The sequence below is a fragment of the Brevibacterium sp. Z349TD_9 genome (assembly GCF_056173565.1).
Genome location: NZ_CM149680.1, coordinates 3,412,609 through 3,428,246 on the forward strand (window position 1 = coordinate 3,412,609; position 15,638 = coordinate 3,428,246).

Sequence of the window (15,638 nt, forward strand, 5' to 3'; positions counted from 1 at the left end):
CGAACCCGGTCGCTGCTGGAACAAGCTGATCGCTCCGGCACTCTCGATCCACGCGCAGCCGGGAATCCGCGTCGCGGGCGACGCGGAATCCGTGCCAACTGTGGATCGAGCGGACGGGTGGTTGCAACGAGCGGACGGAAGGCTGGATCGAGCGGGCGGGTGGCAGGCTCCGGCCTACGCCATGGCGAGGGCGGCCTCCGGCTTCGTCGTGCGCGCCCGCACGATCGCGAGCAGCGAGGCCACGAGCCCGATGACCGCCCACGCAAGCAGCCCACCATACGCCGCGGCCAGCCCCGGGGTGCCCGCCGCGATCGCTGCGAACCCGTTCATCGCGGGGGTCAGCGGCAGCAACGGGGCGATGAACGTGAAGAACTCGGGCACCGCACCGATCGTGCGACCGGCGACGGCGAGGACGACTGCGATCACCGAGAGGAACCTGCCCACTCCCCCGAGCCACGCGACGAGCGCGAAGTTGAGGATCATGAACACGATCGCGGTGACGAACGTGAGGACCGCGATGTCGAAGCCCTGGATGGCGTCGATGTCCATGACGGTGACCGCGAGGATCGCGAGCACGAGCGCCTGGACGAGACCGACGGCGACACCCGGCACCAGCCCGCGCAGCCACACGAGGACCGAGGACTGCGTCGACAGCAGCGTCGAGGACGGGATGGGCTTGAGCACGGTGTAGGTGACGAGTCCGCCGACCCAGAGGGCGAGCATGATGAGCAGGGCGATCGTCGATCCGGTGAGCAGGTTCGTCACCGAATCCGTGTCCGGTGCCTCGATGTTCGCCGCGGCGACCGTTGAGAGCGTGTCCCGTTCCGGGGCCGTGTACGAGGGCACCTCGTCGGCACCGTCCTGGACGCCGTCGGAGAACTCCCCGACGCCGTCGGAGTACTTCTCCGATCCGTCGGCGAGCTGGTCGAGTCCGCCCGCAAGATCCTGCGATCCCGTCGCCGCCTGGGACACACCCGTCGTGTACTTCCCGACACCGCCGGCGAACTGGTCGGCGCCCTCGGCGAGCTTCCCGGCACCGTCATCGAGCTTCCCGGCACCGTCAGCGGCCTCGGCGATGCCGTCGGTGAGCTTGGGCATCCCGTCGGCGAGCCGCTGGGTGCCGTCACTGAGGTCGGAGGCTCCGTCGGCGAGCTTGGCATTGCCGTCGGCGACCCCGGACGCCCCCTCGCGCAGCCCCTTCGAGGCCTCGAGGAGCTTCGGCGCGTTGTCGGAGATGTCCTTCATCCCCTTCGCGAGGTCGCCGAGGCCCTTCTCGAGCCCCTTCGCGAACTCGCTCATTCCCGAGCTGAGTTCGGCGCTGCCGTCCTTGAGGGACGCCGCCCCGCCGAGGAGGGACTGCTCGTCGTCGGTCGAGCCGAGACCGTCGACGGCTGAGCCCAGCCCACCCGAGGTGCCGTTGAGCAGCCCCTGTGCGTAGGCCTTCTCCATCCCGGCGCAGACCTCGTCGGGGGTGCCCGCCGGGCACAGCTGTGCCCGGATCTGGTCGGACTCGCCGCTCGAGATCATTCCCGCGCTGACAAGACCGTCGAGGCCCGGGTTCGACTGCGCCAGCTGGTCGGCACCGTCGGCGCGCTTCTGCAGTTCGTCTCGGTACGACCCCAGGCCGTCGGAGAGCCCGCCGGCTCCTTCCGCGACACCCTGGGCGCCCTTGTCGAGGTCCTTCGCCCCGTCGATGAGGTCGTCGAGGCCGCCCTCACCGGAGCCCGAGCCGCCGGCCCCCGACCCGGAGAGTCCCCTGATGATCTCGTCGATCGAGGTCGTGTACTCGTCGACGCCGTCGGAGAGGTCCCCCGCCCCCTTCGAGAGGTCGTCGGCTCCGGTCGAGAGCTCGTCGGCACCGTCGGCGAGCTTCTGCGTGTTCTCCGGCAGGTCCTTCGTCTGTGTCTTCATGGTGTCGAGGCCGGTCGCGAGCCCCGAGGTGCCTTCGGCGAGATCGCCCGCGCCCTTCGCGAGGTCCCCGGCACCCTTGTTCAGCTCACCGCCCGACTCGTCGAGCTGGCCCATTCCGTCGGCGAGTTCACCGGCTCCGTCGGCGGACTGCCGGGTGCCCGATGAGAGCTGCTGGGCTCCGTCGTCGAGTTCGCCCGCGGCATCTCCGAGTTTGCGCATCTGCGTGCCGATGTCGTTGAAGCCGAGGTAGATGTTGTCGAGGTAGTTCTCGGTCATCGACGTGTTGAACGTCGTCCGGGCCACCTCGGCGACCGAACGGGAGATGAGCTGGTCGCTGGCCGGGACGACCCCGGAGACGTCGACGTCGAGCTGGGTCTGCGTCGCGGACTTCGCATCCGAGACCGAGGTGACCGCCCGGGAGAACCCTTCGGGGATCGTCAGCCGGGCCGCGTACGTGCCGTCGGCGAGTCCCTTCTCCGCGTCCTCCTCGTCGGTGATGACCCAGTGGATGTTGTTCTCCGTCTCGCCGACGAGTCCGCTGGTCAGCTCACGGCCGATGGGCACGGTCTTCCCGTCGACCTCCGCGCCGTCGTCGTTGTTGACGATGGCCGCGTCGATCGTCTCGAGGCGGTCGCTGCTCTTCCACGTGGCAAGGATGAATCCGGCGGCCACGATGATGGGGATGAGCACGAGGCCTGCGAAGGACACCCACGTCACGGGCCTCTTCGAGTTCGCTCGCTCAAGTCTCATGACTGTACGCCTTCCCTGTTGAAGTCATCGGCGCGCACGCCGGGTCCATCGCCTCTCTCGCCGAGGCGGTCCTCGCCTGCCGTGGGGCTCCCGCCGAGGCGGTCGTCCGGATCGTCGACCGCGGTCGCTTCGCCGTCGGCCGTCGCACCGACGGCCGCGTCGTCGAGATCGAGGTGGAGGTAGTCCGCGTTCGGCGCGAGGATGCCCCGCACGTCCCCGTCGGGGAGGGCGAGGACGAGAGCCGTGCCGTCGGCGGTGAGCTCGGGCAGGGCGTCGGCGAGGTACCGTCCCTGACTGTGGGCGAGCGCCTCAGCGCCGTCGATGACGAGGAGATCCGGTGGATTCGCCCGCAGTCGGGCGATCTCCCCGGCTCCCGGTGCCGGTGTTCCCACCCTGCCGAGGTCGAAGAACGGCACCGTGCGCCTGACCTTGCCCGCGTGTTCGGGGAGGACAAGGGATCCGATCTTCAGTTCGCCTGCGCTCAGGGGCACACGCCCGGTGAGCGCGAGGAGCAGCGCGGTCCGGTCGGTGCCGCTGACGACGAGCGTCTGCCCGGGCAGGAGTGCGAGGTCGACGTGGGAGAAGCCCCTGCCGCCGGCGCTCACCCCGAGACCGCGCCCGTAGATCCGGTAGGGCGAGTTCGGTTCGGGCCAGTCGCGCAGCGCCACCTCGTGGGCGAGCCCCTCCCCTTCGACGTCGAGGCGGGGAAGGATCCGGTCGAGCCACGTCGGCAGCCACCACGCCTTGTCGCCGAGGAGCTGCATGATCGCGGGCACGAGCGACATCCGCACGAGGAAAGCGTCGACGAAGATGCCTGCGGCGAGCGCCAGCGCGATCGATTTGATGATCGGCTCACCGGCGGGGACGAAGGCGGCGAAGACGGAGAACATGATGACGGCGGCGGCGGAGACGACGCGGGCCGAGGACATGAAGCCCGCCCGGATCGCCGCGGTCGCACTCGCCCCGTGGACGTAGGCCTCGCGCATCCCGGAGACGAGGAAGACCTCGTAGTCCATCGCGAGGCCGAAGAGGATGCCCATGAGGATGATCGGCAGGAAGCTGATGACCGGCCCGGTCTGGTCGATCCCGAGGGGGCCGGCGAGGAACCCCTCGTGGAAGACGAGGACGACCGAACCGAAGGAGGCGAAGACCGAGAGGAGGAACCCGCCTGTGGCCTTGAGCGGTACGGCGATCGAGCGGAAGACGATCGTGAGGAGGATGATCGAGAGGCCGACGACGAAGATGCCGAAGGGCACGAGCGCCTTGCCGAGCTGATCGGAGACGTCGATCTGGATGGCCGTGGCCCCGGTGACGGCGGTCTCGAAGCCGTAGTCGTCCTCGATCTGGGTGCTCAGGTCCCGGAGTCGGTTGACGGTGTCGAGGGTCGCCGGGTCGTCCGAGGCGGTCGTCGGGATGATCTGGAAGAGCGCGGAGGTCGCATCCCGGTTCGGTGTGGCGAGCACGACCTCGTCGACGCCGGGGACCGCGGCGATGCGCTCCTCGATGTCCTCGACGTCGCCGAGCGGGTCGTCGGAGGTGACGATCTGGCTCGTCATCACCAGCGGTCCGTTGAAGCCGGGGCCGAAGTGCTCCTCGATGAGGTCGTACGTCGTCCGCGCCGGGCTGCCCTCCTCCTGGCTGCCGGCGGTGGGCAGGGAGAGCTGGAGCTGGGAGGCGGGGATCGCGAAGAGGCTGAGGCCTCCGACGATGAGGACGATCGTCACGATCGGCGCCTTCGTCACCAGGGACAGCCAGCCGGCGAAGAACCGGTCGGTGCGGGTGGCCGGATAGGGCTCGCCCGCCTCGGCGAGGACGGCGGGATCGGTGCGGGGATCGGGTCCCCCGGAGGCGGCGGCCGCCTCGGCGCGGGCCATGGCCTTCCGGTACCGGCGGGAGGGCTTCGGGGTGATCTTCCCCTTCGCGATGCCGAGCAGTGCGGGGACCATCGTCAGGGAGATCATCACGGCAATCGCCACGGCGCCCGAGGCGCCGATGCCCATGACGGTGAGGAACGGGATGCCGGCCAGGGAGAGGCCGAGGAGGGCGATCATCACGGTGAGCCCGGCGAAGACGACGGCGGATCCGGCGGTCGCGGTCGCCCGTCCCGCAGCCTCCTGGGGTTCGAGGCCTTCGGCGAGGAGCGAGCGGGCGCGGGAGACGATGAAGAGCGCGTAGTCGATGCCGACGGCGAGGCCGAGCATGAGGGCGAGCATGATCGACGAGGAGTTCACCGGTCCGAACGCCGTCGAGCCGACGACGAGGAGGACGGAGATGCCGACGCCGATGAGCGCGGTGATGAGCGGCATGCCCGCGGCCCGGAACGAGCCGAGGGTGAGGAGGAGGACGATGAAGGCGATGACGACGCCGACGCCTTCGACCCAGGACACGTGCACCCCGGTGATCTGGAAGAGCTCACCGCCGGCCTCGACCTGGGCGCCGGGCAGGTCCGCGCGGATGGGGTCGAGGGCGGCCGTCAGGGCGTTCGAGGCGGTCTCCCCGCCGACCTCCTGGAGGGTCCCGTCGTATTGGACGGAGATCATCGCCGCCGACTTGTCCCCGCTGATCGCGCCCGTGACCATGTCGTCGAACGGTGAGGTCACAGCGTCGACGTGGGGCAGCTCGCCGAGGTCGTCGACGGCCTTCTCGATCGCGTCGCGGTAAGGCTGGTCCTCGACCGAGTCCCCGTCGGCGGCGACGACGATGACCGACGCCGAGGTGCCGGCGGCTTCGGGGAAGGTCGCGCGCATCGCGTCGAGCGCGGTCTGGGCTTCGGAGCCGGGCAGGGTGAAGTCGTCGTCGAAGTCCTTGGCGAAGGCGGCGACTCCCGCGGCGACGAGTCCGAGGATGACGAGCCAGAGTGCGACGAAGCGCAGCGGCTGACGGAACGCTCTGCGGCCGAGAGCGTAGAGGAATGTCGACACGGAAACCTCGATACAAAAGTGTATTGGATACAGTCATGTATTCTTGTTGACACCTCCCGCTCAGCGCAAATCACTGTGAGAGAATCGTGTGATTTCCCATGGGATGCTCAGTTTCATGCGGCCTCCCCGACGGGAGGCATCCCCACCCAGAGAGACGAAGACAGACAGGCGATGAACACAGAGAACCTCAGCGACCGCAGGCGCCGCACCCGTTCCACCCTCGTCGAAGCGGGGGTCTCCGTGTTCGCGGTCAAGGGCATCGAGGGCGCATCGATCGAGGAGATCTGCGAGGCCGGCGGGCTCACCCGCGGTGCGTTTTACTCGAATTTCTCCAGTCGCGACGACCTCGTCCTCGCAACGATCGAGATCCGCACCGCCGAGACCCTCGACCGCCTCGATGCGACGATCCAGCGGTGGAAGGAGCAGCTCGACGACACCGACGCCGGAGAGATCAGGCCCCTGCTCACCCAGTTCATCGAGGAGATCTTCACCGAGAAGCTCCTCACCGCCGCCGATGCGATCGCCGAGCAGGAGATCACCCTCTACTGCCTGCGGGTGCCCGAGCTCTACGTGCGCTACCAGGAACTCGACGCCCGGCGACTCGAACGGCTGGCCCGTCTCGTCCAGACCGCGATCGACAACGTCCACGCGGTGCCGACGGTGCCGCTCGACAGCCTGCTCACCATCCTCATCTCGCTCTTCACCCACCTCTCCCTCGAGTCGGCGGCCGGTCTCGACCTCCACGAGACCGTCGACATCGACCCGAGCCTCATCGTCGAGGTGCTCCTCCGCTTCCTCGACTTCGACGGCCGGGAGTGCCCCCGCGCCTGAGACCCAGCGGCTAAGGTGGAGGGCGTGACTGAACTTCAGCGTGAATACACGGCCTTCATCAACAACATGGACGTCCGCCTCGGCGCGTTCGTCCTCGCGGACCTCCCCGAGTCCGTCGAGCAGGAGGACGGCACCCAGGCCCCGTTCCGCAAGGATCTCAGCCCCGAGTCCCTGCCGCTCATCGAGCACTTCGTGCTCTCCCGGTTCGCCACCCCCGACGAGGTGGTCGCCCCCGAGAACCACCGGTTCGTCGAGGGACTCATCCGCTACCTCGGCGAGACGTACCTGCGCTCCGTGGGCGGGGCCTGGGACCACGATGAGACGACGGGCAACGGGATGCCGTTCATCCGTCCCGACAACGCGCAGGGCCAGCTCGAGGGCGAGCCGATCCCCCTCGTCGCCGTCGTCCTCACCGCCGTCGACCAGCGCACGGGCGGGATCTTCACCGCCGTCCTCGACCGCGCCCAGCAGGAGCTCGGGGACGCCGAGCGCCGCACGAGCACGGGCCTGTCGATCGGAATGCTCACGCGACAGAACTCCACCGAGGAGGAGGTCGAGTTCCTCTCCCGCTTCATCGGGACCATCGAGCCCGGCATCGCCGCGTGGACGAAGGAGCAGGCCGACCCGGAGTCGTGGGCGCTCGACCGCGACAGCCTTGTGCGCCTCGGCAAGCAGCTCGCCGTCCGCTACGACACCCGAGACGAGATGATGGCCGACGACGAAGTCGCCTTCGTCGCCGGAGCGATGCGCTTCATCGGCGAGACGATCCGGCGCATCGGGCTCGGCCAGTGGCGCTACGGCGCCGACCTCGAAGCCGACGATCCGCGCAGCAAGCAGCCCTACATCCGTTTCGTCATCGGCGACCAGAACCTCGACCTCGTTCCGTGGAAGCTCGCGCAGGCCGCCCTCGAGGACTCCGAGGCGATCGCGAAGGGACTCGACACGGTCATCGAGATGCGCGAGGAGGAAGCCGCGGGGGCAAGCTCGTCGTCGGACGGCACGGACGCGCCTGCCGACAAGGACACGGCGTCGGAGAGCTAGAGCTGAAAGCGGCGGTTGCCGCGCAGTCCATCGGCCGGTGACCCGGGTGCGAGATCGATCGTCTTCGCACCCGGGTCGATCTGCACCGTCGCCAGGGTCGCTGACCGGTCGCCATAGAGTGCGCCGGGTTCCGGGAGGCACGAGACCGGAGGATCTCCCGGTCCCGTCGTGAGCAGAGCGACGAGGTCGGCGGTCGTCTCCGGGGCGGTGGTGCCCTCGATCTTCGCGGCGAGGTGGTCATACCGCGGCCGGGAGCTCGAATCCGCGCGCAGCTCGAGAGCTCCGGTCTGGAGATCGGGGTGGAGGAAGTGGTTCGTGTGCATGAGCACGCCCTCGTCCGCGATGTCGCCCGCCGAGGCCGGGGCGTCGGCCGGCAGGGGATCGCCGGGTCGGAGTTCGCGCTTGGTCTCCCCTGCGATCTCGACCTGGACGGCCGCCTCGGCGGTGACGACGGTGATGACCGACGACGAGGAGGTCGGGGCCGAGCGGATCGTCTCGAGCGCCTCGGCGAGATCATGCGCCGTCGACAGCACCTGGGCGAGGACGGCGTGGACGGGCACTCCCCCGGGCCGGTCGCCTGCGTGCTTGAGGATGTTGAGGTGGACGCCGACGCCTACCTCGCTGAGGCCGATCTTGCCGAGCATCCCGTACTCGGCCATGCCGATATGGCGCAGCTGGCCGGGCACCGCGCCGACATCAGCAAGGTGCCACAGGGTCGAGAAGTCGGCGAGCCAGTCCCATGTCTGAGCCGAGATCGTCGCTCCCGGGCGGGTCCGGCTCAGCGTCGAGCATTCGGTGGGCGCCGCCTTGGCGAGCGTCATGATCTCGGTGCGGGCGATGACCTGCATGATCTCGTTCGTCGTCCGCCCCGACCCTTCGGCGACGGCGGAGATCTCGGCCGCCTGGTCGGGGGCCCAGTCGCCGAGGCGGGCGAAACTGTCGCCGGCAGCGGCCCGGACGTCCGCCTCGGCGATGCCGAGGAAGGAGAAGTAGCGCTGGTAGCCGGCGATCGCCGACCCGATGCCGGTGCGCAGGTCCCTGCCGCGCTGGAGTCCGCGCTGGACGTGGTCGCGGGCCCGGGTGACGAAGAGTTCGGGGCGGACGTTCGCGGCGGGGACGACCTCGGTGCTCATGGGCGCCCCTGCGGAACGAGCGAGTCCACGCCGACGTCGAGGTCGAGGTAGTGCATGTGCGCTGCGGTCTCGGCGAGGGCGGCGAAGAGGTTGAAGTGGTGGAGTTCGTCGAAGCCGCGCGCCCAGTGCAGGCCCTGGGCGATCGAGTAGACGGAGTGGTTGTCAGTCTCGGTCATCCGGGCTTCGATCTCGGCGAGGCGCCGCCGGTGGTGGTCGACGAGTTCGCGGCTGCGCTCCTGCAGGCCCTGGAACCGGAATCCGTGGGCGGGGAGGACGGCGATGTCCGCGGGCAGGTCGCCGAGCTTCTCGAGCGAACCGAGGTAGTCGCCGAGGCTGTGGGTGATCGCCGCGGAGTCGAGGCCGATGTTCGGGGTGATCGTCGGCAGGACGTGGTCGCCGGAGAGGAGGAGCGCGTCCTCGCGGACGAAGGCCGTGTGACCGAAGGTGTGCCCGGGTGTCCACATCGCCGTGAGCCGCCCGGTCTCGAGCGGCAGGGTCGCCCCGTCCTCGAGGGTGAGGATCGAGTCGGGCAGGTGCGCCATCTGCAGGGCGAAGGGGTCCCGCCGGGGCTTCTCGCCGTCGCCGGCCGGGCGGTCGCCGTCCTTGGCCGGGCGGTCGCCGTCCTTGGCCGGCCTGCTCACCTGGAGGCTCTCGACCTCGTGCCACCGCTCTTCGGGCACCCCGTAGGCGCGGGCGATGTTGAGGTTGGGATCCGTGCCGGTGCCGAGGTCGACCGCCCGGGAGGCGAAGCGCTTGACCGCACGGAGGTCCTCGCTGTGGATGGCGAGCCACATCTCGGGGTTGGCCTTGAGGAGGGCGGGGACGAGTCCGATGTGGTCCCGGTGGTAGTGGGTGACGGCGATGCCGTGGATGTCGCTGACGGCGAAGCCGATCCCCGCCAGCGCCGAGGTGAGGGCTGCGAACTGGTCCCGCCCGTCCCAGCCCGGATCGATGAGGGCGACGCCGGCACCGTCGGCGATCGCGTAGCAGTAGGTGAAGACGAGCGGATTGTTCGGGATGGGGACCGGAATCGCCCAGACCCCCTCGGCGACCTCTTCGACGGCGGGGAGGACGCGGTCCTTCCACGCGCGCGACTGCTGGGGGCTGAGCGTTTCGATCGGCATACGGCGGTGTCCCTCTCTCCTCATCGAGCCTCGGCGAGGTTCTCCATCCAACCTACTCCCCTGGCACGAAAACTGAAAGATCGTTCGACAATGAAAATTGAACTCTGCGCATGCCGGCCCTCTGACAACGGATTTCGTTGATTTCCGATCTAGACATCGATGTTGCCGTCTCATTCCGCGTCAGAAGTTTCGCTTTCAGTTGTCGTGCTCTACCATCACCTATGGCGCAGGTCACTCCTGCGCCCTGTCGGACGACGCTTCGACGCAAGACTCATTGGGGAGGATTGATATGGCTGGTTCGGGATCGCTCAAACGGAACCTGGGGCTGTGGTCCGTCGTCGGGCTCGGGCTCGGGTACATGACGCCGACGGTCGTCTTCGACACCTTCGGCATCGTCTCAGAGGGGACGAACGGAGCGGTGCCCGCGGCCTACCTCGTCGCTCTCGTCGTCATGGTCTTCACGGCCATCAGCTACGGGAAAATGGTGCGGATCTTCCCCACCGCCGGATCGGCGTACACGTACACCCGGGAGACGATGACGCCGGGGCTCGGCTTCCTCGTCGGCTGGACCTCGCTCATGGACTACCTGCTCCTGCCGATGGTCAACTGCCTCATCATCCGGCTCTACATGGAGTCGATGGTCCCCGACGCGCCGCCGTGGGTGTGGGTGGTCGCGTACACGGTCATCATGACCGGCATCGTCCTGTCCTCGATGCGGGGCACGGCGAACATCAACGCGATCCTGCTCGTCTTCTCCCTCGTCCTCATGGTCACGTACTGCGTGCTTGCGATCGCCCAACTCAATGCCGGTGAGGGTGCGGGGACAGTGTTCAGCCCGGAGCCCTTCGTCCATGACGGCGTCGAGTTCAGCGCGGTGCTCACCGGAGCCACGGTCGTGTGCTTCTCCTTCATCGGCTTCGACGCGGTGACGATGTACACGAACGAGGCCAAGCACGTGAACATCATGCCGAAGGCGATCATGATCACCGTCATCGCCGGCGGGATGATCTTCCTCATCGCCTCGTACTTCACCCAGCTGCTCTACCCGGACAACTCGCAGTTCACGATCGTCGACGATCCGCTGCCGGAGATCGGCCTGCTCACGGGCGGCCCGTTCTTCCAGCTCTTCTTCGTCGCCGCCGCGTTCGCCGCGACCGTCGCCTCGGGCCTGGCCTCGCATGCCTCGGTCTCGCGCATGCTCCTCGTCATGGGCCGCAACGGCGTCCTGCCGCGCAAGGCCTTCGGCTACATCAATCCGCGCACGCACACTCCGGTGTTCAACATCGTCCTCGTCGGCGCCGTGTGCCTCTTCGCGATGTCGTTCAGCCTCGAGCTCATCTCGGCGTTCATCAACTTCGGTGCGCTCATCGCGTTCACGTTCGTCAACCTCACGGTCATCGCCCACTATGCGTTCCGCACCCGGCAGGTCGTCGATGTCCGGACGGCGTTCAAATACGTCGTCATGCCCGGACTCGGTGCGATCCTCACCGGAGTGCTGTGGGTGAGCCTCCATGCGACCGCGCTCATCGGCGGTCTCGTCTGGCTGGCGATCGGCGTCATCTACCTCGCCGTGCTCACCCGCGGGTTCACGCGTACGGTGCGCAGCTTCGACGACCCGGAGGCCGACGCCGACATGTCGGAGCCGGAGGATCCGGAGTCGGCCGCTGTGGCAGCGGAGAAGGCAGCGGACTGAGGTCGCGGCTCGCGTGATTCTCTGGTCGCTGCGCCGAGGCGGGCGGTGCGATTTCGGCCCGTGCGCCTCGGCGCAGCGACCAGCAAAAGGCGCGGCCTCGGTGGAGTGACCAGGAATTTCCTAGCACGAACGGTGTGGGACGCGTCGCGGAGGCGCACGGCATCGTTGCCCTGCCTCGCGGGGTGGGGATTGTGCGCCGGGTCGGCGCGGGGGGTGCTGTCGAGTCGCTCTGCGGGGACAGAACGACGTGACCCCAGCACGGTATCAGCGCATCACCTCGGAGCGCCTCACACGGAAGTATGAGATCAGGGAGGTTTCTCAGCACATCGAGTGTGCTGCCTCTCATCGTCTCCGGAAGGGCGCCAGGTCAGGGCGCCTCTCATCGCCTGCGCAGTGGCATCTGGTCAGGGCGCCAGGTCAGGGCACCGGGTCAGTGCGCCGGGTCAGGAAACGGAAATGTGCTGCGGCATCGGTCGATGTCGCAGCACATTTCATCGGCGGAAGCGGTGGGATTCGAACCCACGGTACGGGGTTACCGCACAACGGTTTTCAAGACCGTCTCCTTCGGCCGCTCGGACACGCTTCCCTCGGTTCGACGCCCGTCGAACCCGGCCTGCCCAGCGCGAGCTGAGCCAGAACAGTTTCTCACAGTCCCGCGAGCAACTGCCAATCGCTCGGGCGGGCTGACCTCAGTGCCTGTTCCTGCCCTTCTTGTCCCTCTTCTCACCGGGAACCTCGCGTGCGGGCCCGCCGTCGTGCTTGTGCTGCTCGTGCGGACTGCGTCCGGTCGAATCCGCATCCGCCGAGGTGGCTCCCCGTGCCGCGAAGGTCGCCGGGACGCGGGAGGGGACGAAGTCCGCTTCCTCCTCGTCCTCGAATTCCTCGTCGTCAGCGACTGCCCGGGCACCCCGATCGGCGACCTTCGGGGCTCGCGCGTCGGCGACCTCCGGGGCTCGCGCGTCGGCGACCTTCGGGGCCGGAGGTGCCGAGTCCGCGGGCACTTCGTCACCGGGCTCCTTGCCACCGGGGTCCGCTGCGTCGTCGCCGGGGACTGCCGGAGCGTCCGGCAGCGGCGCCGCGGCGACCTCGGGCGGCTCGGACGGCATCGGCGGCGCGTCGGGCATCGGCGGCGCGACGGGCCCCGGATCCTCCGCACGGAGCGGGGGTGCCTCGTCGGTGACCGACTCCGCCGAGCGCTCAGCACCGCGGTCCGCAGGATCGGCGTCCCTCTCCGGGGAGAGTGCAGGGTCCACCGCCTCGGTTGCATCATCAGGATCGTGGCCGTCGGAAGTGTCGCGATCGGAGAGTCCGTTCCCGGAGTCCTCACCGGTCGTCGTCTCATCGCGGGCTTCGACATCGACTTCGGCGAGGTCGTGAACGCCGAGATCGACCTCGGGCACCCCGTCGTTGATCGGCTCGACCGTCTCGGTCGTCACCGCGTCGACGTAGGTGTCCTCGACGACCGCGCCGCCCGTGATCCTCACGTCACCGCGCGGCGAGTCGGCACCGCCGGTGCTCGTCGCCTCGCCCACGAAGAGTGTGCGCGTGACCGTCGTTCCCCTCGCCGAGGTGGTCGTGCCGTCCCGCCCGGACTCCCCCGAGTCCGTGGCCGAGTCTGCGGCGGTCGGTCCGGTGGCCTTCGGTGCGGTCTCGGTGACGTCGTTCGGTGCTTCGACACTCGGTTCGACGAAGCCGCCGGCGTCGGGCACCATCTCGGCGATCTCGGCCTGACGCGGTTCGACCGATTCGGTCGACACCGCATCGACCATGACGACCTGCGGGTCCCCGTCGGCGGTGACGTCTCCGGGCTCGCCACGGTCCGTGGTCTCGGAACCTTCACCGGGCTGCGCAACGGCGTCGGCGTCGGCTGCGGCGGAGTCCTCAGCGCGGTTCTCCGTCTGCGCGGGTGCCGCACCGGCAGAGTCAGCTCCATCGGAGGAGTTCGCGTCTCTCGTTCGCGATCCATCGGTGGCAGTGGCGGCGGACGAACCGGCACCGTCATCGCGCGGACGCTCGTCGTCGGCCGAGGACGCAACTGCCGCACCGGCGACTCCGGCCGCACCGACGACCCCGGCGGCGCCGGCGACGAATGCCGCACCGCCTGTCCTCGAATCGTCGACACCATCGGTCGGCTCAGCCGGGTCGTCTGCGGCATCGCCGCGAGCACCATCATCGCTCTCCGGCGCTGAACCCAAGCCGACCGAGTCCACGTCCGCCGGCTCAGCGCCGTCCGTCGACGCCGACTTCACAGTGTCAGAGCCAGACTTCGCGGTGCCCGCGTCCGACTTTGCAGCCTCCGAGTCCGTCGTCGCGGCACCCGAGCCCGACGAATCCGACTCGACGGTGCTCGACGCTGACGGAGACCCACCAGCTTTGTCGGACGGCGCCGGCTCGTCGACGTCGGCGGCCTCTCGCTCCTCGGCGGAACCGCCGGTGGCATCGACCTCGCGCGATTCGTCGGAAGCCACGTCGGCGTCACCGTCGGCACTCGGGTCTGAGGACGAACCAGCGTCCGCACCGGCATCGGTCGCCGGCACACTGAGCTCCGCCTCGGTGGGGTCATCGGTCGAGCGCGCCGGCCTGCCCTTGAGGATGAGGGTGAGCGTCGCGAGCGGCACGGACAGCCAGTTCGGGCGGTTGCGCAGCTCGGTGACGACCTCGACGAGGAGCCGGTCGATGAGCGCTGCCCGCAACACGGGATCGTTCAGCCCGATGCTCTCACCGCGTGCCCGCGAGTACCCGCTGAGCAGGGAGTTCTGCACCTGGGAGGCCCAGAGGTACTCGGGCGAATCGTAGATGGCCCGCAGCGCGGCCGGGTCGTTGCCGAAGCCGTTGACGACGAGCCCGCCGTCCTCCGCATTGAGTGCCTCGGTGCGCTGGAGCCGCGCGAATCCGGCGGCGTAGTCGACGCTGCGCAGCAGGGCCACGAGGTCGAGGGCGATCGGCTTCGGATCGGAGTTCGACGAGTCGGTGAACTTGACGACCTGGTAGCCCTCGCTCGGCGAGCTGACGACGTGGTCGAGGGTGAGCTCGCCGTGGATCTTCTGCAGCCGCCCGATCGAATCGAGCGAGCGCAGCCGGTTCCGGTGCTGCTTGAGCTCGGGAACGAGGGAGTCGAGGGCGAGCGGGGCCCGACCGAGCGCCCAGTCGATGCGCTCGATCCACTTGTCGACGAACTGCTTCGTCGGCTCACCGGCACCCTCGACGATGCCGAACTCGGCAGCCATGTCGGAGTGGAGTTCGCCGATCCGGCGCCCCATCTCCGCGGCATGCGCGTTGTATCCGCCGATCGACCCGGAGTCGACGCCGACGACGATGTCGACGGCCTCCCGCCAGGCCGGTTCGGCCTCGACGTCGGCCTGGGAGAGGAGCGCCATCGGCGCCTCCATCTCCGTGACCTCGAACATGTCGTACCAGCGGCCCGAGCTCCACCCGATGACCTCGGGAACGCTGCGCGATCCCGCCTCGGTGAGGAGGACGGGGATCGTCAGCGACGACGGCATCCCGTTCTCGAGCACTCGGAAGAAGCTCAGCTCCACCGGTTCGTACTCGTCGTGGATGATCACCGTCGACTTGTTCGCCCCGGAGTCGGCGACCTCGATCGGGCGGATCGGCACGTCGATCTCGTCCTTGACCTCCGACGACGACGGTGCGGTCGTCGGCTTCGGTGGGACCGCCTCGGCGCCGGATCCCTGAGGTTCAGACCCCACCGTCGCCGAGGCGGGGGCCGGGACCGTCTCCCGGGTCCGACCTCGGGTCGGCAGTTCGGAACGGTCACGGCTGTGGCGCAGTGACTCCGTGCTCAGCTGGCCGCCGTCGAAGACCTTGCGCTTGGTGATCGCGTCGGCCAGGAGGTTGACGAAGACGGGATCGGCGGCACCGTCGTAGACGAAGACACGGCCGAGCGCGAGGTCATCGACGGTGCCGATGAGCGCGTGGCGGAGGTGGAGGTCCTCGGCGCCGCGGAAGGACAGGGGGATGTTGAGGCGGCGCAGGTTCGGCCCGTCGCCGACGGAGATGACCGTGACGAGTCCCGAGAACCCGCCGAGCTCCTCGGCGGTGAAGGTGAAGGCGCGGGCCACCGACATCGGGGTGATGTCGGGGTCGACTCCGAAGTCAGCAGCCAGCTTCGGGAACCACGACTGCCGGGGAATCCAGCGGGCTAGGAGCTGCTCGAGCTCACTGCTGATGGCCATGTCGCCTCCTTGAAGGGATTACGGGCATCTTCCATCCA

The 15,638-nt window shown here is 68.8% G+C and carries 8 protein-coding genes and 1 tRNA gene; 3 read left to right on the top strand and 6 right to left on the bottom strand.

Going from position 1 to position 15,638, the window contains the following annotated elements; translation table 11 throughout:
- Window positions 1-174: 174 nt before the first annotated feature.
- On the bottom strand, window positions 175-2,661 hold the full coding sequence (locus tag AC0VYB_RS15815; RefSeq protein ID WP_144588923.1) for a YhgE/Pip family protein: 2,487 nt from the start codon (window positions 2,659-2,661) through the stop codon (window positions 175-177).
- Window positions 2,658-5,582 (bottom strand): MMPL family transporter, encoded by a 2,925-nt coding sequence (locus tag AC0VYB_RS15820; RefSeq protein WP_063250610.1) that lies wholly within the window; start codon window positions 5,580-5,582, stop codon window positions 2,658-2,660. Before AC0VYB_RS15820 ends, AC0VYB_RS15815 begins: the two co-directional genes overlap by 4 nt.
- Window positions 5,583-5,753: 171 nt before the next feature.
- Between AC0VYB_RS15820 and AC0VYB_RS15825 the strand changes: the two genes are divergently transcribed.
- Window positions 5,754-6,413, top strand: a complete 660-nt coding sequence (locus AC0VYB_RS15825) for a TetR/AcrR family transcriptional regulator (RefSeq protein ID WP_063250611.1) — start codon at window positions 5,754-5,756, stop codon at window positions 6,411-6,413.
- Between the two features lie 24 nt (window positions 6,414-6,437).
- A complete protein-coding gene (locus tag AC0VYB_RS15830; RefSeq protein WP_144588921.1) occupies window positions 6,438-7,454 on the top strand; it encodes a hypothetical protein in 1,017 nt (338 codons plus the stop codon).
- Here the strand turns inward: AC0VYB_RS15830 and AC0VYB_RS15835 are convergent.
- The gene (locus AC0VYB_RS15835; RefSeq protein WP_475384835.1) at window positions 7,451-8,587 is read right to left on the bottom strand and encodes a C45 family autoproteolytic acyltransferase/hydolase; all 1,137 of its coding nucleotides are present in this window, start codon (window positions 8,585-8,587) and stop codon (window positions 7,451-7,453) included. The two genes, AC0VYB_RS15830 and AC0VYB_RS15835, sit on opposite strands and share 4 nt — an antisense overlap.
- Entirely contained in the window at window positions 8,584-9,711 is a 1,128-nt protein-coding gene (locus AC0VYB_RS15840) for an MBL fold metallo-hydrolase (protein WP_095376378.1), read from the bottom strand. Before AC0VYB_RS15840 ends, AC0VYB_RS15835 begins: the two co-directional genes overlap by 4 nt.
- A gap of 289 nt (window positions 9,712-10,000) precedes the next feature.
- Between AC0VYB_RS15840 and AC0VYB_RS15845 the strand changes: the two genes are divergently transcribed.
- A complete protein-coding gene (locus AC0VYB_RS15845) occupies window positions 10,001-11,404 on the top strand; it encodes an APC family permease (protein WP_095376379.1) in 1,404 nt (467 codons plus the stop codon).
- A 498-nt stretch (window positions 11,405-11,902) separates the two neighbouring features.
- Here the strand turns inward: AC0VYB_RS15845 and AC0VYB_RS15850 are convergent.
- Together AC0VYB_RS15850 and AC0VYB_RS15855 are read right to left on the bottom strand one after the other, a co-directional pair.
- A tRNA-Ser gene (locus AC0VYB_RS15850) sits at window positions 11,903-11,990 on the bottom strand.
- 103 nt (window positions 11,991-12,093) lie between these two features.
- Window positions 12,094-15,600 carry a maltokinase N-terminal cap-like domain-containing protein gene (locus AC0VYB_RS15855; RefSeq protein ID WP_475384836.1) on the bottom strand — a complete coding sequence of 1,169 codons (3,507 nt, stop codon included), beginning with the start codon at window positions 15,598-15,600 and terminating at the stop codon, window positions 12,094-12,096.
- Window positions 15,601-15,638: the final 38 nt, after the last annotated feature.